The sequence below is a fragment of the Enterococcus sp. BWR-S5 genome, assembly GCF_016745255.1.
Classification (GTDB): Bacteria; Bacillota; Bacilli; order Lactobacillales; family Enterococcaceae; genus Enterococcus_L.
In genome coordinates this window covers 1-26,995 of sequence record NZ_JADOEQ010000007.1, presented here as the reverse complement: position 1 = coordinate 26,995, position 26,995 = coordinate 1, and the positions used below count along the sequence as shown (strand labels likewise).

At 39.0% G+C, this 26,995-nt stretch carries 30 protein-coding genes and 1 other annotated feature; of the genes, 22 read left to right on the top strand and 8 right to left on the bottom strand.

Features of this window, described 5'->3' with window-relative positions; translation table 11 throughout:
* The first annotated feature begins 16 nt into the window (after positions 1-16).
* The 16 genes from IW510_RS09665 to IW510_RS09590 all read left to right on the top strand — a co-directional run bounded on the left by IW510_RS09665 (position 17) and on the right by IW510_RS09590 (position 13,738).
* On the top strand, positions 17-355 hold the full coding sequence (locus tag IW510_RS09665; RefSeq protein WP_202059038.1) for a phage head-tail connector protein: 339 nt from the start codon (positions 17-19) through the stop codon (positions 353-355).
* The gene (locus tag IW510_RS09660) at positions 352-681 is read left to right on the top strand and encodes a hypothetical protein (protein ID WP_202059036.1); all 330 of its coding nucleotides are present in this window, start codon (positions 352-354) and stop codon (positions 679-681) included. The genes IW510_RS09665 and IW510_RS09660 overlap by 4 nt, the downstream gene beginning before the upstream one ends.
* Complete coding sequence (locus tag IW510_RS09655) at positions 674-1,051, top strand: hypothetical protein (RefSeq protein WP_202059034.1); 378 nt, start codon at positions 674-676, stop codon at positions 1,049-1,051. Before IW510_RS09660 ends, IW510_RS09655 begins: the two co-directional genes overlap by 8 nt.
* Entirely contained in the window at positions 1,051-1,440 is a 390-nt protein-coding gene (locus IW510_RS09650) for a phage capsid protein (RefSeq protein ID WP_202059032.1), read from the top strand. The genes IW510_RS09655 and IW510_RS09650 overlap by 1 nt, the downstream gene beginning before the upstream one ends.
* A gap of 11 nt (positions 1,441-1,451) precedes the next feature.
* On the top strand, positions 1,452-1,958 hold the full coding sequence (locus tag IW510_RS09645; protein WP_202059030.1) for a phage major tail protein, TP901-1 family: 507 nt from the start codon (positions 1,452-1,454) through the stop codon (positions 1,956-1,958).
* 49 nt (positions 1,959-2,007) lie between these two features.
* Positions 2,008-2,790, top strand: coding sequence for a hypothetical protein (locus IW510_RS09640; RefSeq protein ID WP_202059028.1), 783 nt, complete (start codon positions 2,008-2,010; stop codon positions 2,788-2,790).
* Between the two features lie 34 nt (positions 2,791-2,824).
* Complete coding sequence (locus tag IW510_RS09635) at positions 2,825-3,199, top strand: tail assembly chaperone (protein WP_202059026.1); 375 nt, start codon at positions 2,825-2,827, stop codon at positions 3,197-3,199.
* A 26-nt stretch (positions 3,200-3,225) separates the two neighbouring features.
* Entirely contained in the window at positions 3,226-3,537 is a 312-nt protein-coding gene (locus IW510_RS09630; RefSeq protein WP_202059025.1) for a hypothetical protein, read from the top strand.
* Positions 3,538-6,834 carry a tape measure protein gene (locus IW510_RS09625; protein WP_202059024.1) on the top strand — a complete coding sequence of 1,099 codons (3,297 nt, stop codon included), beginning with the start codon at positions 3,538-3,540 and terminating at the stop codon, positions 6,832-6,834.
* A complete protein-coding gene (locus IW510_RS09620; RefSeq protein WP_202059022.1) occupies positions 6,835-7,761 on the top strand; it encodes a distal tail protein Dit in 927 nt (308 codons plus the stop codon).
* A 16-nt stretch (positions 7,762-7,777) separates the two neighbouring features.
* Positions 7,778-9,733: a phage tail protein gene (locus IW510_RS09615; protein WP_202059020.1), complete on the top strand. Its 1,956-nt coding sequence runs from the start codon at positions 7,778-7,780 to the stop codon at positions 9,731-9,733.
* Positions 9,733-9,912: a phosphoribosyl-ATP diphosphatase gene (locus IW510_RS09610; protein WP_202059019.1), complete on the top strand. Its 180-nt coding sequence runs from the start codon at positions 9,733-9,735 to the stop codon at positions 9,910-9,912. The genes IW510_RS09615 and IW510_RS09610 overlap by 1 nt, the downstream gene beginning before the upstream one ends.
* Entirely contained in the window at positions 9,913-12,306 is a 2,394-nt protein-coding gene (locus IW510_RS09605) for a glycerophosphodiester phosphodiesterase family protein (protein WP_202059018.1), read from the top strand. It abuts the gene before it with no gap.
* A gap of 85 nt (positions 12,307-12,391) precedes the next feature.
* Entirely contained in the window at positions 12,392-12,682 is a 291-nt protein-coding gene (locus tag IW510_RS09600) for a hypothetical protein (RefSeq protein ID WP_202059016.1), read from the top strand.
* Positions 12,679-12,927, top strand: a complete 249-nt coding sequence (locus IW510_RS09595) for a phage holin (protein ID WP_202059014.1) — start codon at positions 12,679-12,681, stop codon at positions 12,925-12,927. The genes IW510_RS09600 and IW510_RS09595 overlap by 4 nt, the downstream gene beginning before the upstream one ends.
* A complete protein-coding gene (locus tag IW510_RS09590; RefSeq protein WP_202059012.1) occupies positions 12,914-13,738 on the top strand; it encodes a peptidoglycan amidohydrolase family protein in 825 nt (274 codons plus the stop codon). The genes IW510_RS09595 and IW510_RS09590 overlap by 14 nt, the downstream gene beginning before the upstream one ends.
* A 37-nt stretch (positions 13,739-13,775) precedes the next feature.
* Here IW510_RS09590 and IW510_RS09585 read toward each other — a convergent pair whose 3' ends face one another.
* The 4 genes from IW510_RS09585 to IW510_RS09570 form a co-directional block, all read right to left on the bottom strand.
* Complete coding sequence (locus tag IW510_RS09585) at positions 13,776-14,165, bottom strand: protein-export chaperone SecB (protein ID WP_202059010.1); 390 nt, start codon at positions 14,163-14,165, stop codon at positions 13,776-13,778.
* A gap of 17 nt (positions 14,166-14,182) precedes the next feature.
* Positions 14,183-14,563: a hypothetical protein gene (locus IW510_RS09580; protein WP_202059008.1), complete on the bottom strand. Its 381-nt coding sequence runs from the start codon at positions 14,561-14,563 to the stop codon at positions 14,183-14,185.
* Between the two features lie 2 nt (positions 14,564-14,565).
* Positions 14,566-15,012 carry a hypothetical protein gene (locus IW510_RS09575; protein ID WP_202059006.1) on the bottom strand — a complete coding sequence of 149 codons (447 nt, stop codon included), beginning with the start codon at positions 15,010-15,012 and terminating at the stop codon, positions 14,566-14,568.
* A gap of 233 nt (positions 15,013-15,245) precedes the next feature.
* The gene (locus IW510_RS09570; RefSeq protein WP_202059004.1) at positions 15,246-15,455 is read right to left on the bottom strand and encodes an XRE family transcriptional regulator; all 210 of its coding nucleotides are present in this window, start codon (positions 15,453-15,455) and stop codon (positions 15,246-15,248) included.
* Positions 15,456-15,966: 511 nt separating this feature from the next.
* Here IW510_RS09570 and IW510_RS09565 point away from each other — a divergent pair.
* From IW510_RS09565 to guaB, 6 genes are all read left to right on the top strand, one after another.
* The gene (locus tag IW510_RS09565) at positions 15,967-16,209 is read left to right on the top strand and encodes an LPXTG cell wall anchor domain-containing protein (protein ID WP_202059002.1); all 243 of its coding nucleotides are present in this window, start codon (positions 15,967-15,969) and stop codon (positions 16,207-16,209) included.
* 167 nt (positions 16,210-16,376) lie between these two features.
* Positions 16,377-16,916 (top strand): hypothetical protein, encoded by a 540-nt coding sequence (locus tag IW510_RS09560; protein ID WP_202059000.1) that lies wholly within the window; start codon positions 16,377-16,379, stop codon positions 16,914-16,916.
* A gap of 143 nt (positions 16,917-17,059) precedes the next feature.
* On the top strand, positions 17,060-17,242 hold the full coding sequence (locus IW510_RS09555) for a DUF951 domain-containing protein (RefSeq protein WP_202058998.1): 183 nt from the start codon (positions 17,060-17,062) through the stop codon (positions 17,240-17,242).
* A 71-nt stretch (positions 17,243-17,313) separates the two neighbouring features.
* Positions 17,314-18,414, top strand: coding sequence for a redox-regulated ATPase YchF (gene ychF, locus IW510_RS09550; protein ID WP_202058996.1), 1,101 nt, complete (start codon positions 17,314-17,316; stop codon positions 18,412-18,414).
* Positions 18,415-18,740: 326 nt separating this feature from the next.
* Positions 18,741-19,424, top strand: coding sequence for a DUF1129 domain-containing protein (locus IW510_RS09545; protein ID WP_202058994.1), 684 nt, complete (start codon positions 18,741-18,743; stop codon positions 19,422-19,424).
* A 302-nt stretch (positions 19,425-19,726) separates the two neighbouring features.
* On the top strand, positions 19,727-21,211 hold the full coding sequence (guaB, locus tag IW510_RS09540) for an IMP dehydrogenase (protein WP_202058992.1): 1,485 nt from the start codon (positions 19,727-19,729) through the stop codon (positions 21,209-21,211).
* 102 nt (positions 21,212-21,313) lie between these two features.
* On the opposite strand, the gene IW510_RS09535 is transcribed toward guaB, so the two are convergent.
* From IW510_RS09535 to IW510_RS09520, 4 genes are all read right to left on the bottom strand, one after another.
* Entirely contained in the window at positions 21,314-22,792 is a 1,479-nt protein-coding gene (locus IW510_RS09535) for a polysaccharide deacetylase family protein (RefSeq protein ID WP_202058991.1), read from the bottom strand.
* 226 nt (positions 22,793-23,018) lie between these two features.
* Positions 23,019-24,290, bottom strand: coding sequence for a serine--tRNA ligase (serS, locus tag IW510_RS09530; protein ID WP_202058990.1), 1,272 nt, complete (start codon positions 24,288-24,290; stop codon positions 23,019-23,021).
* Between the two features lie 61 nt (positions 24,291-24,351).
* Positions 24,352-24,565 (bottom strand) — a binding site (T-box leader).
* 31 nt (positions 24,566-24,596) lie between these two features.
* Positions 24,597-25,775 (bottom strand): sensor histidine kinase, encoded by a 1,179-nt coding sequence (locus IW510_RS09525; protein ID WP_202059322.1) that lies wholly within the window; start codon positions 25,773-25,775, stop codon positions 24,597-24,599.
* Positions 25,765-26,454, bottom strand: a complete 690-nt coding sequence (locus tag IW510_RS09520) for a response regulator transcription factor (protein WP_202058989.1) — start codon at positions 26,452-26,454, stop codon at positions 25,765-25,767. Before IW510_RS09520 ends, IW510_RS09525 begins: the two co-directional genes overlap by 11 nt.
* Positions 26,455-26,995 lie beyond the last annotated feature (541 nt).

The following is a 26,995-nucleotide window of genomic DNA, read 5'->3' as shown; positions in this document are numbered from 1 at the left end:
GAAAGGAGGCAGTTATATGAGTGAAACCTTAGAAGAAGTAAAACGTTCCTTAGAAATAGAGGATACTGAAATTGATAAGCAGTTGGAAGATTTTATCAAAAGAATATCTAGCCAGTTATGCGTACGCTTAGGCTTTCTAGAGAGTGTTCCTGAAACTTTAAATTATATTGTAGTTGAATGTACGATTAAGCGTTTCAACCGCAAAGGGAACGAAGGTATGAACTCTTACGGTCAAGAAGGAGAATCTATTTCATATGGGCAACTTTTAGATGAGTTTGAAGATGATATCGAAGCGTATAACTACAAACAAAAAGAAAAAAGTTTGCCACGCAGAGGAGTTGCAAGATTCCTATGAGATATGACACTAAGCTGGTATTTATTGTTGAAAACGGTGGCTATTACAATCCGGATAAAGGTGAACATGTTGACAATGAAAAGGTAGAAACCATCAAGTATGCCAATGTCACAGATTTAGGAACCGATAGGTCAAAAGTGCTTTTTGGCGATATCCAACAAGGTGCGAAAGTTATTCGTTTGCTACGCCCTTATAAAAAATCTTGGGATTATGTATTGATAGTTGACGAGTTGAAACAAAAAACAAGGAAATATGAGATTATCACTGAACGTAATCTTCGTTCGAAAAATACGTTTATCGTTCAGGAGGTAGCGCAAGATGGCTAGAGGAATACAAGTTACCGGAGTTCGAGAACTGCAAGCAAAATTAAAGAGAAACGCAACGCTTGATGATGTTAAGCAAGTGGTTAGAATAAACACTACTGAACTTAACGGGAAAATTCAAAGAAAGACTCAGGAAGTTTATACAGGCCACTGGGAAGGTGGGAAGTTCGTGAGTCCTACTGGAGCTAGTAAAAGAAGTGTTATTCCAAGTTTCAGCTCAGATGCTCTAACAGGCAATACTGGTCTAGGAATGGAATATAACCCGTATCTTGAAAAAGGAACGCGTTTTATGACAAGCAGGCCAGTTGTAGACCCTTGTTTCAGAGTTCAATTAGTGAGTTTTAAAAGAGATTTAAAGAGGCTGGTGAACTGATGATAAAAACACGTGATCAATCAATATTCGATGAAATGTTTAAACAATCTCAGAAGCTCAATTTTGACACATACGACTTCAAACCGATGTCAGACGTTGCTTATCCTTTTGTGGAGTTTGAATCTACTCAAAACATCCATGCGCCAAATAAAACAGATATCAAAGGTTCAGTAGTACTTATATTATCTGTTTGGGGATTACAAAAAAAGAGGAAGCAGGTGTCCGATATGGCATCTGCTCTTTTCAATGAAGCGATACGTATCGAAGCAACAGGAGGCTATTCATGGACTTTAGACATTCAGTCAAGTGATATTCAAATGATTGATGATACAACGACTAATACGCCTTTAAAACGGGCAATAATCACACTCGAATTTAGAGTGAAATAGGAGGAAAAAAGATGGAAGCATTACAAGGAATTGATGTAATTCTACTATATCGACTGTTAAGCAAAGCGACAGAGGAAGCAGCGTGGAAAATGGCATTTCAGACTGAACATGAAAATGGCCGTTCACGAGATACTGATGAAGTAACTACAAAAGACGGAAATGTTCAAAACCTGAAGCCAGTTGCATATGATTTTTCTGCAACTTCAATTGTGGCTAGAGGTGATTCTCACGTTGATGAAATGGAAGACGCATTACTGGACGGAGAAGTAATTGAAATCTGGGAGATTAACAGGTCTGAGAAAGGAACTGGCGAGAATGCTGAGAAGTATAAAGCGACATACTTCCAAGCATATGTTTCAGAGTTCACTCCGACCGCAGCTGCAGAAGGGCAAGTAGAACTTAGTTTGTCGTTTGCCGTGAACGGCGTAGGTCAAAAAGGTTTTGCAACTCTAACGGATGAGCAAGCAGAAGTTGTTCAATATACATTCAAGGATACGGTAAAAGAAGACACTCCCTAAGCCTCCCCACGACCTGGCTGTTTCTGAGATTACAAAGACTTCAGCAGCAGTGGAATGGTCAGGTGAAAAGGGGGATATCAAGTTAAATGGAAATGTTGTTGCAGAAGATGTTGGCTCACCATATGTTTTATATGGACTGATTGCAGACACTGAATATGTTATTCAAGTAGTGAATGCTCTTGGGGAAAGTGAAAAGGTAACTTTCAAAACAAAGGAAGTTACGTATAAAGAAGTGACAATTTTATGTGATTTCACTGACAAGGTAGCTGGTAGTGTGGTTGAGAATGCTAACATCGCTAAAATAGCGACATTAAACACAATTGCATTGCCTGATGACAAGTCTTTTTACGAATTTTCATCTGGAAGATATGCGGGAATTAAGCAATTAAATGATTCTCAAGTATTTAACATCTCAAATGTGACATCAGGGAATATGGTACAAATCTTGCTAACCTATAATATCATTGATGCGCTTGAACGTTACGATAGCAACTATTTTTCTGACAGAGGGGCTACAACTGTTGTTGAGAAAGTTGCTGTTGCAAGAGAAGAAATACAAAAAATTAGTGTTAGCACATACGGCTTCGGAAGAGGTGCAACAGGAACTATGTTGACCATGAATGTTTTCAATGAAACAAGTTGGAATTCAGGCGTTCATCATACAGAAGCAACTTCATCACTATTGAATCAATCTGTTGACAGTAATTGTATTAATGATGATGGACTAGTTGATGTTTTAGTTAGAGCCGAAGCAGCTGACACAACAGTAGCTAGTGCAGTTGCAATAGACTACGCAAAATCAGAACTAACAATTTTAGTAGAAGAAGATTAGCATCAGCTAGTCTTCTTTTTTAGGAGGAAAACACATGAAAATTACTATTAATGACAAAGAGTACACACTCTACTTCGGATTAGATTTCATTGAAACGTTAGACTATACAAAGACTATTGAGCGAGATGGAATGTCCATCGGCATGGGAACTCAAATGAATGTTGGACTACTAGCTGATACTAGGAACCCAAAATACTTGGTTCAAATCATTCGAGCTGCATTGGCTACTGAAGACTCTATTCCAACGAATGCTGAAATCAAAAAATGGATTGAGTCACAGGATAATATTGCGGAGACAATTGATGCTTTTTTATTGCAATTGCAAGGAGTCAACCTTCTAACAGGGATGGTGAACTGGAAAGCAGTGAAAGTTCAGAACAAGAACGCTCTGAAGAATTTTCTCGCTTAACTATTGGCGATATTAAAGTTGAAATCATGCGTTATTATCCAAATTTAGTAGGAGAAAAAGAACTTGGAAGAATTACTTTCAAGCATTATCTAAGATTGATGAAAGCAGCTCGTTTGCGTGAGTTCGATCAAGAATTGAACATGCACCTTTCTGCGTGGAAACAGCGAGAAATTCAAATGACGGATAAGAAGTCTCAATATATCTACAAGAACTTCAAAGACTTTTTCGACGCAGATAAACGTAAAAATGAATATCTAGGGATTCAAACGAAAAAACCTAAAATGTCTAGAATTCAGCAAAAACTACTACTCAAAGCAAACATGAAGGAGGGAGGATAAATGGCGGAAAGTTATTCAGTTCAAGCCCAACTGTCTGCAACAGATAATGGATTTACAAGTGCTATGAATGGAGCGACTCGCTCATTGTCTAATTTTGACACTGGCACACAAAGTGCTACGAAATCCATTGCTTCAATTGTTGCTGGTTTGGGAGCCTTTAAAATAGTACAAGGAGTCTTCAGCACATTATCTTCTTCTATGGATGCTGCGATTAGTCGATTTGATACGATGCAACGATATCCGAAAGTAATGAGTGCTCTCGGCTTCTCTGCTGAGGAGTCCTCAGAAAGTGTTCAAAGGCTTGCAGATGGAATCGATGGGTTACCAACTACACTGGATGAAGTAGTTGGTAGTGCACAAAGAATGACTGCAATTACTGGAAACATGGATAAATCAACAGATGCAACAATTGCTTTAAACAATGCTATGTTAGCAAGCGGAGCCTCAACATCAGATGCAAGTCGAGGATTGCAACAATACGTTCAAATGCTAAGTACTGGCTCGGTCGATTTACAATCTTGGAAAACCTTACAGGAAACGATGCCGATTGGCTTACAAAAAACTGCTGAGGCGATGGGATTCGTAGGAGAAACAGCCCAGCGTGATCTTTATACAGCTTTGAAGGAAGGTAATATTACATTCGGAGAATTTCAAAATCAACTGATTGATTTGGGTACTGGTACAGGAGAACTGGCAGAACTTGCAAGAATTAACTCTGAAGGTATTGCGACTTCTTTTGGGAACTTACAAAATGCTGCTGCAAAAGGGTTAGCTTCGATTATCGAGGCATTTGATAATATGTCTAAAGCTGTTACCGGAAAAACAATAGCAAAAAATCTTGATGGGCTAAAAGTGATTGTTAACAATACTTTCAAAGCAGTAACAAAAGCTATCGAAATGGCAACGCCAGCAGCGAAATTCTTTGCTTCGGCTCTATCAGTCGTATTCTCAGCAGCAAAAACTTTATCACCAGTTTTAGTTGGGTTGGCTGCTGCATATGGAGCTTTTACAATTATTTCAAAAGTAAATGCTCTTTTCACGGCACATAAGGCTATTATCACTGCGGCTACACAAGCTAATGCTACTCTTACATTAGCAGTTTCTGCAAAAACAGCTGCGACAAACGCTGAGGCGGTAGCTACAAACATTTCAACGGCTGCGGAAGGAGTAAACACAATAGCGGTTAAGGCAAGAACTCTAATCATCGGTCTTCTTACTGGAACTTTGTCGGCGTCAGCTGTAGCTACAGCAATAATGACTACGGCGACAACTGCGTTTAGTGCAGCTCTTACATTTTTATCTGGTCCAATTGGTTGGATAGTTGCAGGAGTAGGTGCATTGACAGCTGCTGGAATTGGATTATGGAAATGGCTAAATAAAGATACAGAAGCATCACTCGAGTTAAACAAGGAACAAGATAAACTTGCAAATTCTACGAAAGAATTATCTGATTCAGTCACATCAGCTTCGAAAGGTCGAGCTGAAGCACAGCAAACTATCAAGAGTCAGTCTTTAGCCTATAAAGATTTAGTGGATCAAATTGTTGAACTATCCGAGAAAGAAAACCAGTCTACAGCTGATAAAAAATTGTTGAAAGATTCAGTTGAACAACTGAATGAATCTGTCGGCGGATTGAACCTGATGTATGACCAAGAAGGTAAACAGCTCTCTATGACAGCTGAGCAGATGAAAGCAAGAATTGAGGCGTATGCTCAACAAGATACCGCCAATCAAGCACAACAGGACTTAGTAGATATTCTTACTGAACAACACAATGTTGAAGCACAGTTGGCAGAAACGACAGCGCTTAGAGAAGATTGGAATCAAAAACTCGAAGATGGAAAGGTAAAAGCCGGCGAACACAAAGAGGCTTTGAAGGGGCTGGAAGAACAGGAAACAGCTCTGAAAACGACATTGACCGAATTAGGAACAGAACAAAAAAATACTCAAACAATTATGGAAGAATCTAGTGCAGCAGTTGCAGCAGCAGTCGATGCGGGTGTAATGCAGCAGGTGATTTCATATCAAACACTTTCCGAACAACAGAAAACAGCTGTCGATGGTATGAAAGAAAAATGGAATGAATATCGAGATGCGGCGACAGATATGTTTGATACTCTTTCAGATAAACAAGAAATGTCAGTTGCTCAAATGACAGCTAATCTTGAAGAAAATCAACGTGTCATTAGTCAATGGGCGGACAATATCACCAACCTTGCCAGTCGTGGTGTAGATGAAGGTCTCTTAAACAAATTGAGAGATGCCGGTCCTGAATCGGCTGGTTATGTAGCTGCGATGGTTAATTCTTCTGATGAAGAATTACAAAGACTAAGCGAAACCTATTCTCGTGGTGGTCAGACAGCTACAGACTCGTTCAAGAAGGCTTTCAATACTGAAGACAATGGAATTAATGAAACTGTTAATGCAATGGTTATGAGTGCTGAAAGTTCTCTTATGACATCAATACAAGCAGCTGATTTCAAATCATTAGGGTCTGCAATTCCAGAAGGAGCTGTTCAAGGGGTAAGTGAAAATGCAAGTGGCTTAGCCGATGCTACAGGAGAAATGGCTCAAGATGCTAGTGATAAAATGGCTGAGGTGAACGATTCTCACAGTCCATCCAGAGTCTATGAACAGCATGGTAAAAATATGGTAGATGGTGCTGTTAAGGGGGTTGACGGTGGGAAGAGCAAATTATCCACTGCTGTAGAAAGCATGACAACTGAAGCAGCCACAAAAGGGCAAAATATAGTTACTAAGTTTGGTGAAATTGCTACGGATATTCCGGAGGCATTCAGCAGTCTTCAGGATGACATGTACAATGTTGGGATGAATGCTATGTCTGGCTTAGCAAACGGAATCACGTCGAATTCAAGTGGTCCTATATCTGCGGCAGAGTCTATCGCTAGTCAGATTGCTTCAACAATCAATACCGCGTTAGATATTCACAGTCCATCTCGAGTGACAATGGAATCTGGTGAGTTCGCTACCGAGGGTGTGGAAGTTGGAATGCTTAGTCGAGTGAAGCAACTTGCAGCAAGTGCCAGAAAAGTGGCTCAGACAGTTGTCGATAACATACAAGCAAAAAATGGCTATCAGTTCGATATGAATGTAGGTAGTAAAAATCAGTACAATCTTAGTTATTCAGGAGATGGTCCGACTTTACCACCAATTTATGTAACATCAGATGTCCTGCTTGATGGTGATACACTAGTAGGACAAACTGTGCCAAAATTGGCGAAAGCTTTCTATAAGGAACAAAATAAAGCGAACATAGCAAAAGGGAGGAGGGGTTAAATGTATGAGTTTATAGATACAGATGAATCACAAACAGTTGGCCGTCTTCCCTCTGAAGCTATGAATTTTAACGATACTTTTTTAGAAAATATCGTACCAGGATATAAAACGCTGAATGTTATTGGAAGAGAGTTGGCTGTGACTGAGGTAGAAAGCTATCAACTGGGTATTCGAGATGGTAGAAGACACGTATATTCTCGTATCCCTGAAAGAGAATTGATTGTAAAATATCAGTTGACTGCGCCTGATAATGAGTCATTTCGTGATCGTTTCAATAGGTTGAATATCGCTCTTTTTAGTGAAAAGGATGTACAGATATGGTTTAATGACGAACCAGAGATGTTATGGACAGGAAGTAAATCAGATGTAAGTGAAGTACCGGAAGGCTTAAATCAAGTCGTCGGTACTTTTACTATTATATTGAATGACCCTTACAAGTACACGAAGAGCGATGCTACAAGTGTTATGTGGGGCTCGGAATCTATAACCTTTCAGGCTAACTATCTCATGGGAAACACTGGTTCAGGGGCTGTTAACTTACCAATCATCATTGAAGGTGGCGCCTATTGGGGTTCTACCATGATAACTTTTCAAAATCAAAGTTATCTTATGGGCGATGATGGAACAGAAGTCAAACCTGTAGAAATCTATCCAACGGTAGAAGGACTGAAAGTTAAGCCTACAATTATAATTGAGGGAACTGGCCGCGGCGTGTGGATAAAAACAAGGAGCGACACAATTAATCTAGGTGATTTTGACAATTCAGTTATAGAAATTGATACAAAACTCTTTAACATAACAAAAAATGACCTGCCTATGATTCGCCCTATGAATGATTTTTACATTTACCCGGGCGAACCGCTTTTCATCCAAGCAGATGATAGTGATTTTACACTGACTATTCGCTATCCAAATAGATACTTATAAGGAGGTTATCGACTCAATGTTAATGGCGATGAACCTTAATAGAGAATACACGGCAATACTTGAAAACGCACATAAAGTGAGCTATGAGAAAATCGAAAACAATATAGGTAATTTAGAATTTACAATGCCTCTTGATGACCCTAAAAATGAGTTTCTCCAAGAAATGCTGTGGGTAGAACTAACTGACGACGAGAACGAATATATTGGGCTATTTAGAATTATGCCTTCAACAGTTCAAAAGGATTCAACCAATAACACAATCAGCTATACTGCTAACGAAGCACTGTGCACTTTACTAGACACAGTGCTTTTTGGTTATCACGAATTGGTGAATCAAACAACCGTTAACGTGATTAATTATGTATTAGACAAACAACGAACAAAGCATTGGATTTTAAAGAAATGTGAGTTTACCAGATATTTTAGCTATGCTTGGGAAAATGAAAATGGTTTAGCTGATGCCTTGTTTTCTATCCCAGCAGCATTTGACGAAGATTATGTTTGGGAGTGGAACACACAAGTTTATCCATTTGAATTGTCTCTTGTTAGACCACAAATAGAACCAGTGGCGAGAATTCAAGAAGGCTATAATATGCATGGATTCGAGATAGAGCGTGATCCTAAAAATCTTGTCAATCGGGTGTATCCTCTTGGGGCAGGAGAAGGTATCAATCAATTGAACATTACCTCTGTGAATGCCGGGATTCCTTTTGTAGAAGATAAAGAGGCTATTGCTAAATATGGATTGAGTGAGTATGTATGGACTGATTTACGATTCACACAAGCACAAGCACTAAAAGACAATGCTATAAACATGCTCAAGAAGTGGTCAGAACCGTCTATTTCATGGAAAGTATCAGCAGCCGACTTGATGAAGTTAACAGACACAAAACTCGAAATTGACAATTTACGCTTAGGAAATGTAGTTATGATCAATACGAATGACTTTGGCAGTGTGAATCTTAGAATAAAAAAAGAGTCAAAACCTGACGTGTTCGGTGCTCCTCAAGATTTGAAGCTTGAACTAGGAAATTTACAAGACGATATCACAACAACAATGTCTGACCTTAACAGAAAACAAGAAATAAATGAAACATACTCGCAAGGAGCAACGAATATCTTGAACTATTCTTATCAGGATAATTGCGAAGCTGCTTATCCTGCGATTATCGAATTCTATTTAGATGATGATGTATTTCATGTAAATACTGTAGAACTTACGTTTAAAACTAAACGTTATCGTGGATATACAAAGGCTGTGAAGGGCGGCGGTTCAACTGTTCAATCAACAAGTGCTGGTGGAGCCTCTACTCAAACAAGCAGCAGTGGTGGAGGAAGCTCACAAACAAGCTCTGGTGGTGGAGGATATTCTTCTGGAAGTTCAACAGCAACAGGAGGAGGAAGCGCTCAAACAAGCAGCGCCAGCGGTAGTCATAGGCATTTGATGTTTGAACCAACATCGGCTCCCGGTCCTGTTCCTGAAACTAGATATTCGGCCTACGGAAGTTCAATCTTAAAATTTGAAGGAACAGCGGGTCCGATTTACACAAAAGAAGCCGCTGACAACCACACACATTCAGTAAATGTGCCAAATCACAATCACACTTTTAATGTGAACATTCCTAATCATACACATTCAGTAAGTATTCCGGCTCACAGCCACAGTGTATCAATACCAAATCATACACATCAAATTACTTTACCAGCTCATACACATCCTTTAGATTGGGGTATCTATGAAGCTTCTACAAGTGCATCAAGTGTGGACATTGTAGTCGACGGGCAAACATTGCCCCAACACGAAATAAATCAAACAAGGTTAAATCTTGTGGACTATTTAAGGAAATCATCGAGTGGGAAAATCTCAAGAGGAAACCACACGATTCAAATCAAACCGAATAATTTAGCTCGAATAGAAGCACAGGTGACTTGCCGAGTATTCATACAATCCCAACTAGGAGGGCAATTCTAATGAAAATAAAAGTAAAAACAATCAACAATGGAGAATTTATTACTGAAATAGAATCTGATCGTACCTTAGAAACAATCTACAGCGAACTATCAGATTTTACTGCAGGCGCATTTATTCTACTTGGTGATCGAATCATTCAGAAGTCAAGTATAGAAGAAATAGCAAAGGAGGGAAAATAAATGGCTGTTGAGCAAATTAGAGAAACGGATACTCTCAATCAAGGGAGAATTAAGATAAATAATATTTTAGATGCAGCGAATGCGGCTAGTGAGAAGGTTGATTCTTATCAAACCCAGCTCAACACAGGAATAGATGAAGCGAAAAAAATAGCTTCTGATAAAGGTGACGAAGCAGTTAGAATCGCAACAGAAGCTGGGAATCAAGCGAATATAACAGCTAATGAAGCAAAGGGCATTGCGCAAAATGCAAATACTAAATCTGACCAAGCAGTTTCTACAGCGAATCAGAATAAACAAGAATTTGATCAACTTCGTAATGATTTTGACGATTTAGTAGCAGAAGCTGGAGATAGTAACCCTGAAATTGTTCAAGCACGTACCGATACAGAAGGAATCAAACAAACAACATTAGCCAATCGGCTAACAGCAGATTTCTCTAGCAGAATGTCTAAGGCGGATGGAATCGAGTTGATTTCAGGTCAAACTATTGTGAATAAGATGATGGATTATCAAGGGAAAACAGCAAGTAATACTTCGACCAATCCACATAGTTATTACTCAGATTTCACAGCAAATACTTTAAAGAAACCATCAGCAGCTTGGAATGAAATTAGTCAGGCAGATTACAATAAATTAGTCAGTCGTGATGATTCGGGAGTGAGTACAGGTTCAACTTCTAATGGGATTATTCCACAGCAAATGTCCGTGCTTGATAATGTTGAAACTGCAAGAAGAATGAGTCCACAACTTTTTGATGGCTTATCTGATGAAGAGGCAGTGCAGTTTGTGAAAGATAAGTTTGTAGGGTTTACAACAACTGTTAGAGCAAAGGCCTCAGCTCCAAATAACAAGAACTTGAAGGTCGCAGCATACATGCCAGCAACAGATTCATGGAATACATTGAATCAACAGAATGCTGCAGATTTTACCGATTTCACTATTCAAATCAACGATAAACAGTATATTGATAGTCTAGGAAAGACATATTTACTTTATTATACAGATCAAGCTAATGGCGTGACTGCTTCAAATGTAACAGTAGATTATTCTGGTACGCAAATTCGATTGTCATTTAATGCTCAAGATATTCTTGAAAAATCAGGATTTGCTAAGCAAGAAAATGTAGCTAGTAAAGCTGAGCTTGCATCGCACGCAGAAAATCGTACAAATCCTCATTCGGTCACTAAATCTCAAGTAGGCTTGTCAGAGGTTCAAAACTATGGTGTTGCTACCATCGAAGAAGCGCAAGTGGCAGACAGCAATACTAAGTTTATGACTCCACTAAGAACAATTCAAACATTAGAAAGTTTCACTCCGAAAATGTCAGAACGGTTCCAATACGGAACACATTATATTGCTCATCGAGGAAATCATGTGTATGCTCCTGAAAACTCTAAACCAGCCTTCCGAATGGTTAACAGCCATTGGGGGTGTGAGACAGATGTGCAAGTTACAAGTGATGGTTATTGGGTTGTTATGCATGATGAAACCGTAGACCGGACAACAAATGGAACTGGGAATGTTAGGAGTATGTCGCTTGCTCAAATTAAAGCGTTGAACATTGATGCTGGTAATCATGTTGCTAAATATTCTGGTGATGACTTAAAGGTTCCTACAATGGAAGAGTATTTAGTCATTTTAAGAGACACCGGTGTTGTACCAGTAATCGAAATAAAAGACGCTACATACACCGAGGCAAATTATGATTCGTTTGTAAAATTACTTCAGCGATTTGGATTGGAAAATAAAGCGTTAGTGATAAGCTATAGTGCCACTGCCTTGGCAGAAATTAAGAAACGATTGCCATATGTTCCTGTATCTTATCTTGTAAATGACATTACGGATCAATCTATCGAAACGGCAAAAGCTTTGGGGTGTTTTTCTGGAATTAACGTCAATTATGCTTCAACGACTGTTACACTGACAAATGTTGAAAAATGTAGAGCAGCAGGTTTATCAATCGCAGCATATACTGTGCCAGATTCTAAGTTTAAGGATATAGTCACGCTTGGGTTTGATTTCATCACAACAGATAGCCTTTCAGGCAATCTAAAAGTGGGAAGCCCGACATTGTTAAATGGATTTACGTTTAGGGAATCAGCATCGCTCTATTCAAACCAAATTAGAGAACTTGGTAATGGGATGATTGCGGTAAATCTAACCGTAGATGGCGGGCCTCTAGAAACACGGCCAGAATTGGCGACATTACCAGATTGGGCAATTCCTACTCTGACAACTTGGCAATCATCATCAATCCGAACATCGTCAGGAATTCAATATGCAACAGTTGATGTTAATGGTCGAGCAGCCGGAGCCTCTGCTGGTAAATTAATACCAAATTTTTGGAGTTCACGTTCTACCTGGGCAACGATGAGTTTCATTTATCCAGTTTAATTGAAGAAAGCAGGCGAACTATGAGAAAGAATACAGCCTCTATCGGGATTCTTTGAGGTATTTTAATTATGGAAGCAGGTGTAACATGAGAATAGGATTTTTCACAGTCACAGAATGGATTGCAGTAATTACTTTTCTGAGTGGTCTAGTTTATGGGTTCGCTAAACTGTATTCAAGTTTGCAGTCAATTCTAAGCAAGCTAGAAACTTTAGTGTTGAACTTTGATGAAAGTAAGAATGACAGGGCTGTATTGCATCGAGAAATCGATCAATTGAGGCTTGATTTTACGCAACAGAAGACCTCTGTTGATGAGCGATTTAAAACGCTGTTTAGAAATTTACCTGACATCAAACAAGAAGGAGAGAAAAATAAATGAAAAATGTATCAGCTCAGACGATCGCAAGAACGGTCGTCTTATTTTTGGCGTTATTGAATCAGCTACTCGCTACATTCGGAAAAGGCACACTTGATATCGTTGAGGATGATGTGTATCAGGTCGTGTCTTTAATTGTAACGATTGGTTCGACCTTAGTCGCTTGGTGGAAGAATAACAGCTTTACAGGAGCAGCAGTGGAGGCAGACGAAATTCTCAAGGAGTTGAAGCAAGATGGCAAACCTTGAAACTACTATTAAATGGTTTACTGATCGCCAAGGGAAAGTGACCTATTCGATGAACAGTCGTTTAGGTCCTTCGAGTTACGACTGCAGTTCAGCAGTTTATTTCGCTTTACGTGCTGGGGGATTCCTTCCTAATGGTATGATGGGGAATACTGATAGCTTATTCGGTCATTTAGAAGCAAACGGCTGGAAGAAGGTAGTTGCGAATGCTGACGGTAGTTTTACAGTCAAGCGTGGAGATATATTCATTTGGGGTGTTCGTGGACAAAGCGGAGGCACAGCAGGACATACAGGGATTTTCCTTGATAGTGCAGACAACATTATTCATTGCAACTTTGGTTATAATGGAATTACTGTGAATAATCATGATGTGATTTGGGGTTACAATGGAAAGCCTGCCGTGACAATCTATCGGTATAACGGTTCAGGTGAAACGACAGTTCCGGATGGTGAAACAAATACACAACCGAATACATCGATTCCATTGAATAATAAAGTCTATCGAGTAGATGACCTTCAATATGTGAACGGTATTTGGCAAGTGCGCTGTAACGAGCTTGCACCAGTTGATTTTGACTGGACACAGAATGGCATAGCCTGTGCTGATATCACACTTACTGACAGTAAGGGAAATGTTCTTGCTAATCAAGTGACAACTAAGGGAAGCTGCTTTGTCATTCCTGAAATCAATGTGAACGATGTTGGATTAGCGCAAAAGGGTAGCGGTAACTACTACTGGTTACCAGTTCAATTTAGAAACGGCGGCAGAGTGTGGCTCAGTGCTTGGAACAAAAAACATTTATTGGAAGGTTAAGAAAAAGCCGGTCTCCGTAAAAAGAGACTGGCTTATTTTATGAGCTAAACAGTTCATGAATATTAACGGTCGGCATGACCAAAGCTCTTGGAGAATCTAAAGATGTAATCATCGAAATTATTGAACGGGCGTAAGGCATTAAGATTGTAGTTCCATTCAAGGCAAGTAGTTCTTTCGCTTGTTCTTGGTCAACTTCTTCGCTAGTTACAACAAAAAAACCGGCTAGTTGAAGAAAAAAATGTCTCTCGTCTTTTTCATTCAAAGTGACACTCAATATAACGAGTCCTTCTTTAAAATCTTCGTCAAATCTGAGTTCTACTTGAGGATCAAAATAATTACTAGTGATGGAAGTATCCTCCCCATCCATCTTGTGGTCATATTCAATTTTTTCAATCCTGTATCCTTGAAATTCTATTGGTGATGCCATATTTACAACTCCTAATTTTAAGCAGCATTTGTCAAGTTTGTGTAGTTAATTGTATCTGCATTAATTTTTAACTTAAACTCAGTAATGTTTTCTGGTATGTAGTCATTATCATATTGATTACTTTTATTGATACCTTCTGTGACTGCGTTTAATATTTCGTCAAAATTAATATCTAATACATACTCATCGAATATTTTACCAAAATCTTTCGTAAATTCGACAAAGTTATCAAAGAGAAGATTGTCAGTGAAATCATGAGAAATATGTTTGCTAAATTTTGTACAAGACTTTTCTAAATCTTCATCTATAAAGTCATGGTACTCATTAACAAATTCATCAAGTACTTCTGAATCTTCTAAATCAAGCAAGAGTTTGTCGATTTTATCTATCATGTTCATTGTTATTCCTCCTCTACTAACTTTCTTTCGTTAATTATATCAGAGTTACCTGGTTTTACACAATATATGATTTTACTGGATGTGGACGGATGAGCATTATCGATTTCAGGAAAAAAAGAACTTCCTTTAGAAAAAGGATACATGCCAATTACTTTTACAAGTTTTATCTCTAATTTTTTTGCTAGAAAATCAATCTTTTTGCCAGGCTTCTCATCGAGAAGATTTCTATCTCTCTGTGACAATAGACTAATGAGCTGTTGCATACGCTCAGCAACTTCATAATCTGAAAAATCAAGAAGATGTTCTTCCTCAAAAACTAGGAAACAACTAACAATTTCAGAATCACCATTCTTTTTCTTTTTCCAAAAATTAGAATTTCCTTTATTATCCCAAAAATACATTCCTTCTCCACACCAATTTTCGTCATAAGCGTGATTACTGATAATCATGTATGAATAGTCTGATATAAACATCTCTATTTTTGTAGTTGTGTTTGTATGGTACACTTTATGACTATGATTCAAAATAATCCCACTTTTCAAATTTATCTTTGAATAACGTAACTATTTGAAATTATACCTGAGTAATTTATTTTGTGCAATACGAAATTAGAACGAACTAAAATGATTTGTAAACCTATTTTAGTTCATTATCTGTAGTCTAGCGGTCGCGAAAAGTCCGCTTAACTTTCATTTTCTAAATACTCTACAAACGCATCTAAATTTTTATCTGCAGCGATGGCTAATTTTCGAATAGTACCCAATTGCACATTGTTCCAATCTTTTGAAGTGTCTAAGCGTTGCAAACTACTTGCAGTAATGCCAGCCTTTTTTCCTACTTGATAGTTGGAAGTGAAACCGAAATCTTCTTTATACTTTTCAAACCAGTTCATATACATCAATCCTTAAAGTTTTTTATCGCTATTACTAAACCAGCAACCGCCAGTATTGCAACAGCTAAATAGAATATCATCATTTTAGGTTCCTCCTTATTGTGGTATAATATGGAGGTAGAGAGGGGTTATCCCCTCTACCAAGTTTTTTACTTTTTGCGTTTCTTTTTCTTCTTAGTTTGCTTGGTGGCTGTTAAGAAGTTTAGAATCGCCGTGGCTAGCAGTGTTACAGCTGTTAGCCATTTTATTATGTCTTCAACCATATCTCTACCTCCTTTCTATATATTTATTATAATACGCATTGCGTATTAAGTCAATAGTTTCAAAAAAAATTGTCACAATATTTTTTCCCACTTACATATAATAGTAGAAAAACTTAAAGTTAGGGGCAAAAAAGGGGCAATCGTTGTACAACGTTATATAACAATTGACTAAAGAAATACTAAGAAACCTTTATTTTTTCTAGTTTATACAACGTTATACAATGTTGATTGCCTGTGAAAACTAATATATGGTATTAGTTTACGGTGTACCGGCTGTTGAAATACCTGGTCAGCCTGGTCAACCATCTCAAGTACAGCCTGTGAATACAGTGGTAGAGGTAAGACCTGAAGTTAAACCTATCTATGATAAAAAATCTCTGCCGGAAACGGGTGAGAAAGAAAATATGGTTGTGGCAGCAGCTGGTATGATTTTAGTTGCGCAGGCCGCATACATTTTGAAGAAAAAGAAAGAAAATGAATTCGGACTGTAATTCATTGATAAATGACTAATTTTGAGCTTTTAATCCTCATTTCCAAGAGGAATAAAAGCTCTTTTATCGTCTTCCCGTAGAACAGGCATCCTCTATTGTTAGTTGGTAAAGTGTAGTTTACGTAATTTCTAATTTACGCTATAATAATAAGTAAAAGGAGGGAAGCTATGAAATTGGACACAGAGCTGATTGAAGAGCTGTTAAATTCTTCTGTCAGCAGCTATAAGATTTCAATCGCCACAGGTATTTCCCGACAAATGATTGGAAAGCTGCGTAACGGTCAGGCTGATTTCCATAAAGGCTCTCTGGAAAATGCCGTTTTGCTGCATACATTTGCACTGGAGCAGAAAGAGGCAGGGTCGTTGAAGACGAAAGGAGAGGCTGTTATGAAAGAGGTTGAAACAAAAGAAGAGCTGCTTTATCAATTGAAAAAGAAAGCCGATGAAATTTTCATTACCGGAGAGCTGGCTGCGGAAATTTACGAACTGCAAAAAGGACAGCTTAGCGACACGGAACGAATGGGCGTAGAGCTAGGCAGCGGTGGGATGCAGATGCTTATTGAATATGTATTTATTCGCTTATTTGAGATGAATGAGCAGCTTGGTAAAGAAGAAAAGAAGATGCGCAGAACAATTACGCAATTATATTATATAAAGAAAATCAGTACCGATACTGTTTTGCTTCGTTTAAAACAGTTGGATTACTGACGAAAAAATTTGATAAAACGGGAAAATAGATTTTGCTACTTAGGAAAAAAAATGGTATTGTAGGCTTATCTGCTTTTTTATTTTAAGTAAGAGAGACAGATGTGTTGTGATAGATGAGGAACCTCAGAAAGGGAAATGAGATTATGTATGATTTAGGAGACATTGTCGAAATGAAAAAGCCTCATGCTTGTCAGACAAATCGGTGGGAAATTATCCGTATGGGTGCCGACATAAAAGTCAGATGTTTGAACTGTCAGCATATCGTCATGATGACCCGTCGCGACTTTGAAAAAAGGTTGAAGAAGGTTCTGGAAAAGAAAGCATAAAGCAAAAAAATATAAATGATGGACACTGAATAATTGTGAACAGAAATGAGATAAAGGAAGAGTGAACAGACATGGCATTAACAGCAGGTATCGTAGGTTTGCCCAACGTTGGGAAATCTACTCTTTTTAACGCAATCACAAAGGCAGGAGCAGAAGCGGCCAACTACCCATTTGCGACAATTGATCCGAATGTTGGAATGGTAGAGGTTCCTGATGATCGACTGCAACGCTTAACTGAATTGGTAAAGCCCAAAAAAACCGTTCCAACAACATTTGAATTTACAGATATTGCGGGAATCGTTAAAGGCGCAAGCAAAGGTGAAGGCCTTGGAAACCAATTTTTGAGTCATATTCGTCAAGTGGATGCGATTTGTCACGTTGTTCGCTGTTTTGATGATGAGAATATTACGCACGTTGAAGGACGAGTAGACCCTTTGGCAGATATTGATACAATCAACCTAGAGTTAGTTCTGGCGGATTTGGATTCGATTAATAAGCGTTATACACGAGTGGCGAAAATTGCAAAGACAAAAGATAAAGATGCAGTTGCTGAATTGGCAGTCTTAGAAAAAATTAAACCGGTTTTGGAAGAAGGTCTTTCTGCAAGAACGATTGAGTTTAACGATGAAGAAAAGAAAATCGTAAGAAGTCTGTTCTTGTTAACGACTAAGCCTATCTTATATGTAGCGAATGTCTCAGAAGATGAAGTATCAGATTCCGATAGCAATGAGTATGTACAACAGGTTCGAACATTCGCGTCAAATGAAAATGCGGAAGTAATCGTTGTTTGTGCCCGAGCAGAAGAAGAAATCGCTGAATTGGATGAGGAAGACAAGGCGGAATTTTTAGAAGCACTAGGCATCGAAGAGTCTGGCCTGGATCAGTTGATTCGTGCAGCCTATGACTTGTTAGGACTTGCTACATACTTTACCGCCGGTGAGCAGGAAGTACGTGCATGGACATTCCGTAAAGGAATCAAAGCACCTCAAGCAGCAGGGATTATTCATACAGATTTCGAGCGCGGCTTCATTCGTGCTGAGACAGTGTCATTCGAGGACTTAAACACATATGGCAATATGCAAGCGGCGAAGGAAGCCGGAAAAGTCCGTTTGGAAGGAAAGGACTACATCGTCCAAGATGGCGACGTCATGCTTTTCCGTTTCAATGTATAAATAGTTTAAGGGAATCGGTTTTTATCTATCAAGAATATGATAAAATACCATCAAGCAGAGAATCTAAAAAGATATCTGCAAATACGATGAAATAAACAATAAAGAAACGAATCGCTTGTTTTACACAGAGAGCAAAAGCCATCTCTCAGGCAGTGAAATAGTTTGTGCGGTTCATATATATACATCCTGTTAAAGCAATCGGCTTGTAAATAGAGTCCTTTGTTCTATACGATGTGCAAAGGTCACTCTTCATGCAATGGCATCTTTTACAGGATACATATAGATAAAGTTTGTTCTGCGACAGCAGGCTTAGGGGGCACAAGGAAATGGAACTGGAAAAACTGCAGGAAATCGTTGCTGAAAATCGTGAGCTGGAAAAGAATTTGACAAAGAGAAATGAGCAGTACATCTTTGACTTGAAAAAGTCGATGAATGCGGCTAATCTTTCAGAACAAGAACAAACTTTGGCTTTACATGAAATCCTACCGGTGATGGTAGAGGAACAAAAAAGCGGAAAGACTGCACGTCAGCTTTTTGGAACAGTCTCAGAGCGGACAGAAGCAATTTTGAGTAAGCCTGCTGCAAAGGAAGAGGCAACACCATTTTTGATGTGGCTGGACAATGCAATGCTTTTGACAGGTGCAATTGCACTTATGATGTCTGTTACCGGCCTGCTGTTTAAAAACAATACACAGCAATTGGGTCTGGTTACATTGCTTGCCGGAGGAACAGTCGGCGGGTATGTTCTATATTTGATGTACAAGTATGTCTATCAATATGACCGACCAGGAGCAGATAAATCACAACGTCCGGGCTTCTTGAAGTCTGGCGCCATCATGGTTGGTGCGATGTTCTTATGGCTGTTGGCATTTGCGGGATCCGCTTTACTGCCTACAAGTATCAATCCGGTGTTGGACCCAGTCATTGTAATCGTTCTTGGAGCAGCTGTGTTGTTGGGACGTTATTTCCTTAAAAAGAAATACAACATGCAAAGCAGTTTGGCAAGATAAGCTATGAAGAAATAGATAACCTGAGCAAGGGAGTGCCCTGACTCAGGTTTTTTTCTAAAGAAAAATATCTTCATAGGAAGAAATGATTAGATTCAGGTATGGGAAAGAGTTATTACAATTATAAGAGAAGTAGTGTAGTCTATCGCGATATATTCTATCAATTTGCTGATAGAATAATGAGAAATAACTCATGTTATAGAAAATTTACGGAAATATTTCGTAAACGAGAAAATGCGGTTGACTTATCCCTTATTATCTGTTATTTTCATAAATAAAATTAAAATAGAGGAGTGGTTCAGGCAATGTCTAACTGGGAAACGAAATTTGCGAAAAAAGGTCTAACATTTGATGATGTTTTACTGATTCCGGCGGAAAGTCACGTACTACCAAATGAAGTGGATATGAGCGTGCAGTTGGCAAAAAATATCAAGTTGAATATTCCTTTAATCAGTGCAAGTATGGATACCGTTACAGACAGCAAAATGGCAATCGCAATGGCGCGTCAAGGTGGGTTAGGTGTCATTCACAAAAACATGAGTATCGCACAGCAGGCAGATGAAGTTCGTAAGGTAAAACGTTCAGAAAGCGGCGTTATTTTAGATCCGTTTTTCCTGACTCCGGCAAGTCCGGTTGCTGATGCAGAAGCATTGATGAGTAAATATCGAATCAGCGGTGTACCAATCGTTGAAACGATGGAAAATCGTAAATTAGTAGGAATCATCACAAACCGTGACATGCGTTTTGTCACTGATTATCAAATCAGAATCGAAGACGTTATGACAAAAGATGATTTAGTTACTGCCCCAGTTGGTACTTCTCTGAAGGATGCAGAAAAAATTCTGCAGAAACATAAAATCGAAAAACTGCCAATCGTTGATGAAGCAGGACGCTTGAGCGGCTTGATTACAATCAAAGATATTGAAAAGGTCATTGAATTCCCGAATGCGGCGAAAGATGAGCATGGACGTTTGTTAGTAGCCGCAGCTGTCGGTGTAACAAGTGATACCTTTGAACGTGCAGAAGCATTACTTGATGCCGGTGTAGATGCAATCATTATTGATACTGCACATGGACACAGTGCGGGTGTAATTCGTAAAATCAAAGAAATTCGCGACACATTCCCGGAAGCAACACTGATTGCCGGAAACATCGCTACTGGTGAAGGCGCTCGTGCCTTGTATGATGTTGGTGTTGATGTAGTGAAAGTAGGAATCGGTCCTGGTTCTATCTGTACAACACGTGTCGTTGCCGGTGTTGGTGTTCCTCAGCTGACAGCAATCTATGATGCAGCTTCCGTTGCTCGTGAATATGGTAAAGCCATTATTGCAGATGGTGGAATCAAATACTCAGGGGACATCGTTAAGGCTCTTGCAGCAGGCGGACATGCAGTCATGCTTGGAAGCATGTTGGCAGGAACCGATGAGTCACCGGGCGAATTTGAAATCTATCAAGGTCGTCGATTCAAAACATACCGTGGTATGGGTTCTCTTGGCGCTATGGAAAAGGGCTCAAGTGATCGCTATTTCCAAAGTGGTGTCAACGAAGCGAACAAGCTGGTTCCGGAAGGAATCGAAGGCCGCGTAGCTTACAAAGGAAGTGCAGCAGACATTGTCTTCCAAATGATTGGTGGATTGAAATCTGGTATGGGTTACGTCGGTGCAGCGGACTTGAAGCAGCTGCGTGAAGAAGCTCAATTTGTTCAAATGAGCGGAAATGGCTTGAAAGAATCACATCCTCATGATGTTCAAATTACAAAAGAAGCACCAAACTATTCTGTAGAACAATAGCAATCAAAAAACGAGACGACTGTCAAAGCGACAGTCCTCTCGTTTTTTTGGATGCAGTTTAGAAAAGGGATTAGCTGGCTATTTTTTCGTAGAGTCTATCGATTATTGGATAACCTGTTCCGACTTATTTCCATAGTACATATGCAAAGGTTCTTGTTTTTCGGTTATCAGCTCATCAACAGGGATAATTTCATATCCTTCACTTCGCAAAGCATCAATGATTTGTGGAACGGCATCAATCGTTTCCGGATAGATATCGTGCATCAAGATAATCGAATTGTTGTAGCTGGTTTTCATTACACGGTTGATGATTTTGGGTGTATTTTTGGTTTTCCAATCTTCAGAGTCAACAGACCATTGAATAATCGGTCTGCCAATTATTTCTGCCGCTGTCTTGTTTATCGCACCATAAGGCGGTCGAAAATCTAAAGGGAACTTCCCTGTAGCATTCGCAATTGCTCGATCCGTTGTCTGTACTTGATCCTTTATACTGTCTGGGTCAAGCGTTGTCAAATTAGGATGAGAATAGGAATGACTACCAATCACATGCCCCTCTGCGGCGACCTGACGAACTAGATCAGAGTTGTTAACCACGTTTTGCCCCAACATAAAAAAGGTAGCTTTAACATTCTTTTCCTTTAGAACCTCAAGAAGTCGTGGTGTAGTAATTGGGTTAGGACCATCATCGAAGGTCAACGCGATGTATTTTTTATTTGGATCCAAGGGTGGCGCTGTATTTGCAGTAATCACTGTTGGATCAATAAATGCAGAGTCTGTAAAATCCAATATCTTGGAAAATGGCAAACCAATCTGTTTAAGCCCCAATTGGTTTTCCGGAAGAGATAACGTAATTTTGTCCGGAGAATAACTAAGAATCTTTTGCTCCATCGTCATTTCTGGGAAATTTAGAATTGGGTCAATTGCTGCAGCTTTATCCGCTGCCTCATCCAATAACTGTTGTTTTATCAGCGGTTGGATAGCGGTTAAGGTCGCTTGGTCTTGAAAAAGATCAGTTACGCTGGGGAAATCAGCTGTTTCCTTATTCATGTAGAATTTTTTTCCCTGTGAAGAAGAGCCGGCTTCCCAACGCTCTGCCTTCCTCTGGTAAACATCAACGACTGGTAAATAGGAGACAACCTTTCCAAAAGCCATTTCTTTTTTTACATAACCAACAAGCTTGAAAGGTGTACCTCCATCTAACTGCTTCCGTGCTTCGGCTGTCAATGTCTCCAACTCCTGTTTTAACAACTTCTTTTGCGCAGTAATTGGAAGATACGTCAGTTGTTGAAGCTGGTCATCAACTGTTTGATTTTCTACTACCTTATTGCCTAACTCTGTTTGCTGTTTTTCTATCGTTGTGAGTAGTTGTTGGTCTCGTTTTTTTTCAGCAGCAGCAGTTTTCTGCTCTTCTTTTTTTTGCTGTCCGGCTTGGATGTAGTGGTAGCCCAGGACACAGACGTATAGACCTGCTGCAAAAATAACCAGTATAGGTAAGATCAATCGCCATTTTTTTGGGACGGATTGTCTGTCTTTTTTTCGACGTTCTTTTCTAGAATGCTTTGGTGCTGTTTTTGGTTCCATATGAATCAAATCCTTTTATTGAAAAAGTATAGTGTTGGTTAGTCTATATAGAGTATTTGCCACAATAAAAGTGTAAGGGAGCCATAATAGAAATGCAAGGTGGAGAATTGATTTTAATACAGCGATTAAGTTCTGATTAATATGTGCTGATAATAAAAAAGACAGACAATCCCCCTATGAGATTGTCCGTCTTTCCTATTTATTAAATATTATAGAAGAGAAAACTTTAGCCGATAACCTTCAGTCCGCCCATGTAAGGAATCAATACTTCTGGAATCGTCACTGTACCATCTTCATTCTGATAGTTCTCAAGAATCGCTGCGACTGTTCGGCCAACTGCTAACCCAGAGCCGTTTAGCGTATGCAAATAATTGACTTTTTCTTCATCATCTCTATAGCGAATCATTGCTCTGCGCGCTTGGAAGTCCTCGCAGTTTGAACATGAGCTGATTTCACGATAGACATCCTGTGCCGGAATCCAAACTTCTAAATCATAGGTTTTCGCAGCAGAGAAGCCCATGTCCCCAGTTGATAGAGCCATCACTCGATACGGCAGGTTTAACTTTTGTAAAATTTCTTCTGCATTAGCAGTCATTTTTTCAAGCTCTTCATAAGAATGAGCTGGATCACTGAATTTTACCATCTCTACTTTATTGAACTGGTGTAGACGAATCAGCCCACGTGTATCTCGACCGGCACTTCCAGCCTCAGAACGGAAAGAAGGACTCAGTGCGGTGAAGTAGATTGGCAGGTCTTTCCCATCTAAAATTTCGCCATTATAATAATTGGTCAAAGGAACTTCTGCTGTCGGAATCAACGTAAAGTCAGTATCCTCCAATTGGAAACCGTCCTCACGGAATTTAGGAAATTGTCCTGTACCATACATAGAGTTGCTGTTGACGATATAAGGCGGGATTATTTCTGTATAACCATGGTCGTATACATGCAAATCAAGCATGAAATTGTATAATGCGCGTTCCAGACGTGCACCTAATCCTTTATAGTAAACAAAACGACTTCCGGCAACCTTCGCGCCGCGCTCAAAATCCAAAATACCAAGGTTTTCAGCTACTTCCCAGTGAGGCTTTGGCTCAAAGTCAAAGGTTCTTGGCTCACTCCATTTGCGCAGCTCCACATTTTCTTCTTCACCGGCGCCTACAGGAACAGATTCATGAGGCAGATTTGGCAAAGCAGAAGCGATGGCTTTTAACTGCTCATCGGTGTCTGCGATTTCTGTATCCAAAGCTTTAATCTTTCCACCGACTTCTTTCATCTCATTGATTTTAGCAGAAGCATCCTCTTTGTTTCTTTTTAATTGAGCAATCTCAGTCGATACATCATTTCTATACTTTTTCAACTCTTCCACTTTAACAAGCAGTTCTCTGCGATTTTCATCAAGGCTGATGAATTCTACCAGTACCTCTTCTTTCACACCACGAGTTTTAAGCTTTTGTTTTACATCATCAAAATTTTGACGAATCATTTTTACATCTAACATAGTTGTTCCTCCTATTTAATGATTTGAAAATAAAAAACGCCACTTCATCCCCAGAAAAAAATCTTGGGACGAAATGACGAGGATTTCGCGTTGCCACCCAAGTTCAGCCATAACGGCTGCCCTTGATTAAGCAGATAACGGCTGCTGCCGATCTGATTTATTTCATCAGACACAAGAATAAGAGATGGATTCATTATAGATGATTGTTTGCTTACACCACCGCAAACTCTCTGGAAATCAGAGCTACAAGTACTAATTCTCTTTGTTTTCACTTAGCATACAAAATTTCGTATAGGATGTCAATGCTTACTTGGAAGAGGCCGCATTTCTTTGAATGGGCAGGTGAATAATGAATGAGGTCCAATTTGCATCTGATTTCGCATAAATGTATCCACCATGAAGCGCAACAATGCTTTGTGCAATCGCCAAACCTAAGCCTGTTCCGCCGGTTTCCTGTGAGCGTGATTCTTCTACTCTATAGAAGCGATCAAACAACTGATCGAGAGATTTTTGCGGAATCTGCGGACCATCATTACGAACAGCGACCACCACCTCTGTTCCAACCTTGCTTGCTTCCATCAAAATTTTATTTCCGCCCTTTCCATATTTAAGAGCATTAGATAGAAGGTTATTAAATACTCGCACCAGTTTTTCTGTGTCACCCTCCATAGGAATTGACTCTGGTGTGGTTTTAACCATAATTTCCATCCCGCGTTTATTCGCTTCTAGTTCAAAGTCAATGGCGAGCTGCTCTAACAGCTGAGTCATATCAAATGAAATGGCGTTTAATGGAACTGCTGGTTGTCGGACCTTGGTGTATTCAAAAAGGTCATCGACCAATAACTTCATTTGCTTCGCTTTTACATAAGCTGTATGTGTGTATTTGAGCAGCTCTTCTTGAGAGTGGAACTGCCGATCTTCAATGAGACCCAGATACCCAATAATAGAAGTAAGAGGCGTTCGAATATCGTGACTGACATTCGTAATCAGCTCATCCTTTGATTTTTCGATTCGCCGTTCATCCTGGATTGCAGCAATAGTGCTATCTACAAGACCATTCACGCTGGCAATAACTTTCGCCAAGTCACCACTTAACTCAAAAGGAATTCGATGATCATAATTTCCATCAGCGATAAAATGTAATTCGCTGATAATATGACGCAGCTGCATTTGATGATACCTTCTAATTAAGCGCCAGTATAAAACACCACAGTCAATAATCAGAAAAATCGGAATGACAAACTTGCTCCAGCTCCAGAAAACATCTGTCTCAAGATAATCAGCTAAAGCCCCTTTCGTTCCAAAAATGATATTTCTCAAAGCGGGCGAACCTTGAATAAATTGATAGACAAGAACAAGAATTGCGACATTCAATAGTAGTAAAAGAATAATTGTCAAAATTCCCTCAGCCAATAATTCACTTACTTCTTTAGAGGTCAAAGCAATTCGACGTTGTTTCTCCGGTTTACGTTGTTTAGCGGGCATCAATTTTATACCCCACACCCCAAACTGTCTGTATAACTTTCTCTCCACCTGTAGCTTCTTCTATCTTATCGCGCAAATGGCTGACATGAACCATAACAGTTTTTGCGGAAACAACACTTTCCTGCTGCCAGACACGTTCGAATATCTCGTCAGCATTAAATACGCGGTTTGGATGACTGGCTAAAAGATAGAGAATACCGAATTCTAAAGCAGTCAGTTGGATTTCCTTATCATCAATTGTTTTTACTTCATGAGAATCTTTGTTGATAATTAATGAACCAACTTCCAATACATCGGGTTCATTCACTTTTTGCTGCATTTGACTTCTTCGCAAAATAGATTTGACACGAGCCATTACCTCCAGAGGATTAAACGGCTTCGTCACATAATCATCTGCTCCGGCAACCAATCCTTTGATTTTATCCATATCTGTTGTTTTCGCTGTCAGCATGATAATAGGTATCTGCGATTCTTTCCGCAATTCTTTAACAACCTGCATACCATCCATTATCGGCATCATGATATCCAGTACAAGTAAATCAATATCAGGAATTGTTCTAATCTTTGATAGAGCTTCTCTACCATCATAGGCTTTGACTACCTCGTAGCCTTCATTGTGAATATAGATACTTAAAAGCTCAACAATCTCTTTGTCATCATCTGCTACTAAAATTTTCATAAGGGTATATCCTCCATATCTTTAATATCGTCATTAACATTTTAACAAAAAAAGGCAAAAAGAGATAAAAAGTCGTGTATATTACGGAAATTTTAAATACATTACTAAAAACTATAGACTCCATAACTACTATATAAAGAAAACTTCTACTATAGTATTATTAGGCAAAAAGCATTTATCGTATATTAGGACTTCTATATTATAAATATAATAGAAAAAAGATGTCAAAAGCGAACGATGATAACTGGATGTATAACGAACAATCGTTAATGAAAAAAAGTTTGAAAAAATGCAAATTTATGATTGACCTGAGATGATAATCTTGGTATATTATTACATGTCGCTGAGACACGGCAACATCTTTTAAACAGCACAATAGAATAACAGCTGAGTAAAAGAAAAAACTTATTTTATCAACAAAAAAGTTGTTGACAAATAACAAGATTGTTGATAAGATATAAAAGTTGTTATGAAACAAAACGACAACAGCCAAGCAGAAAAAAACTTCAACTTCTTCAAAAAAAGAGTTGACATCAAATCA

Bases quoted from the DNA above. Each gene is read 5' to 3' on its own strand.
- IW510_RS09665 (WP_202059038.1), top strand. From the start codon at position 17: ATGAGTGAAACCTTAGAAGAAGTAAAACGTTCCTTAGAAATAGAGGAT.
- IW510_RS09660 (WP_202059036.1), top strand. From the start codon at position 352: ATGAGATATGACACTAAGCTGGTATTTATTGTTGAAAACGGTGGCTAT.
- IW510_RS09655 (WP_202059034.1), top strand. From the start codon at position 674: ATGGCTAGAGGAATACAAGTTACCGGAGTTCGAGAACTGCAAGCAAAA.
- IW510_RS09650 (WP_202059032.1), top strand. From the start codon at position 1,051: ATGATAAAAACACGTGATCAATCAATATTCGATGAAATGTTTAAACAA.
- IW510_RS09645 (WP_202059030.1), top strand. From the start codon at position 1,452: ATGGAAGCATTACAAGGAATTGATGTAATTCTACTATATCGACTGTTA.
- IW510_RS09635 (WP_202059026.1), top strand. From the start codon at position 2,825: ATGAAAATTACTATTAATGACAAAGAGTACACACTCTACTTCGGATTA.
- IW510_RS09630 (WP_202059025.1), top strand. From the start codon at position 3,226: ATGCGTTATTATCCAAATTTAGTAGGAGAAAAAGAACTTGGAAGAATT.
- IW510_RS09625 (WP_202059024.1), top strand. From the start codon at position 3,538: ATGGCGGAAAGTTATTCAGTTCAAGCCCAACTGTCTGCAACAGATAAT.
- IW510_RS09620 (WP_202059022.1), top strand. From the start codon at position 6,835: ATGTATGAGTTTATAGATACAGATGAATCACAAACAGTTGGCCGTCTT.
- IW510_RS09615 (WP_202059020.1), top strand. From the start codon at position 7,778: ATGTTAATGGCGATGAACCTTAATAGAGAATACACGGCAATACTTGAA.
- IW510_RS09610 (WP_202059019.1), top strand. From the start codon at position 9,733: ATGAAAATAAAAGTAAAAACAATCAACAATGGAGAATTTATTACTGAA.
- IW510_RS09605 (WP_202059018.1), top strand. From the start codon at position 9,913: ATGGCTGTTGAGCAAATTAGAGAAACGGATACTCTCAATCAAGGGAGA.
- IW510_RS09600 (WP_202059016.1), top strand. From the start codon at position 12,392: ATGAGAATAGGATTTTTCACAGTCACAGAATGGATTGCAGTAATTACT.
- IW510_RS09595 (WP_202059014.1), top strand. From the start codon at position 12,679: ATGAAAAATGTATCAGCTCAGACGATCGCAAGAACGGTCGTCTTATTT.
- IW510_RS09590 (WP_202059012.1), top strand. From the start codon at position 12,914: ATGGCAAACCTTGAAACTACTATTAAATGGTTTACTGATCGCCAAGGG.
- IW510_RS09585 (WP_202059010.1), bottom strand. From the start codon at position 14,165: ATGGCATCACCAATAGAATTTCAAGGATACAGGATTGAAAAAATTGAA.
- IW510_RS09580 (WP_202059008.1), bottom strand. From the start codon at position 14,563: ATGAACATGATAGATAAAATCGACAAACTCTTGCTTGATTTAGAAGAT.
- IW510_RS09575 (WP_202059006.1), bottom strand. From the start codon at position 15,012: ATGATTATCAGTAATCACGCTTATGACGAAAATTGGTGTGGAGAAGGA.
- IW510_RS09570 (WP_202059004.1), bottom strand. From the start codon at position 15,455: ATGAACTGGTTTGAAAAGTATAAAGAAGATTTCGGTTTCACTTCCAAC.
- IW510_RS09565 (WP_202059002.1), top strand. From the start codon at position 15,967: ATGGTATTAGTTTACGGTGTACCGGCTGTTGAAATACCTGGTCAGCCT.
- IW510_RS09560 (WP_202059000.1), top strand. From the start codon at position 16,377: ATGAAATTGGACACAGAGCTGATTGAAGAGCTGTTAAATTCTTCTGTC.
- IW510_RS09555 (WP_202058998.1), top strand. From the start codon at position 17,060: ATGTATGATTTAGGAGACATTGTCGAAATGAAAAAGCCTCATGCTTGT.
- ychF (WP_202058996.1), top strand. From the start codon at position 17,314: ATGGCATTAACAGCAGGTATCGTAGGTTTGCCCAACGTTGGGAAATCT.
- IW510_RS09545 (WP_202058994.1), top strand. From the start codon at position 18,741: ATGGAACTGGAAAAACTGCAGGAAATCGTTGCTGAAAATCGTGAGCTG.
- guaB (WP_202058992.1), top strand. From the start codon at position 19,727: ATGTCTAACTGGGAAACGAAATTTGCGAAAAAAGGTCTAACATTTGAT.
- IW510_RS09535 (WP_202058991.1), bottom strand. From the start codon at position 22,792: ATGGAACCAAAAACAGCACCAAAGCATTCTAGAAAAGAACGTCGAAAA.
- serS (WP_202058990.1), bottom strand. From the start codon at position 24,290: ATGTTAGATGTAAAAATGATTCGTCAAAATTTTGATGATGTAAAACAA.
- IW510_RS09525 (WP_202059322.1), bottom strand. From the start codon at position 25,775: ATGCCCGCTAAACAACGTAAACCGGAGAAACAACGTCGAATTGCTTTG.
- IW510_RS09520 (WP_202058989.1), bottom strand. From the start codon at position 26,454: ATGAAAATTTTAGTAGCAGATGATGACAAAGAGATTGTTGAGCTTTTA.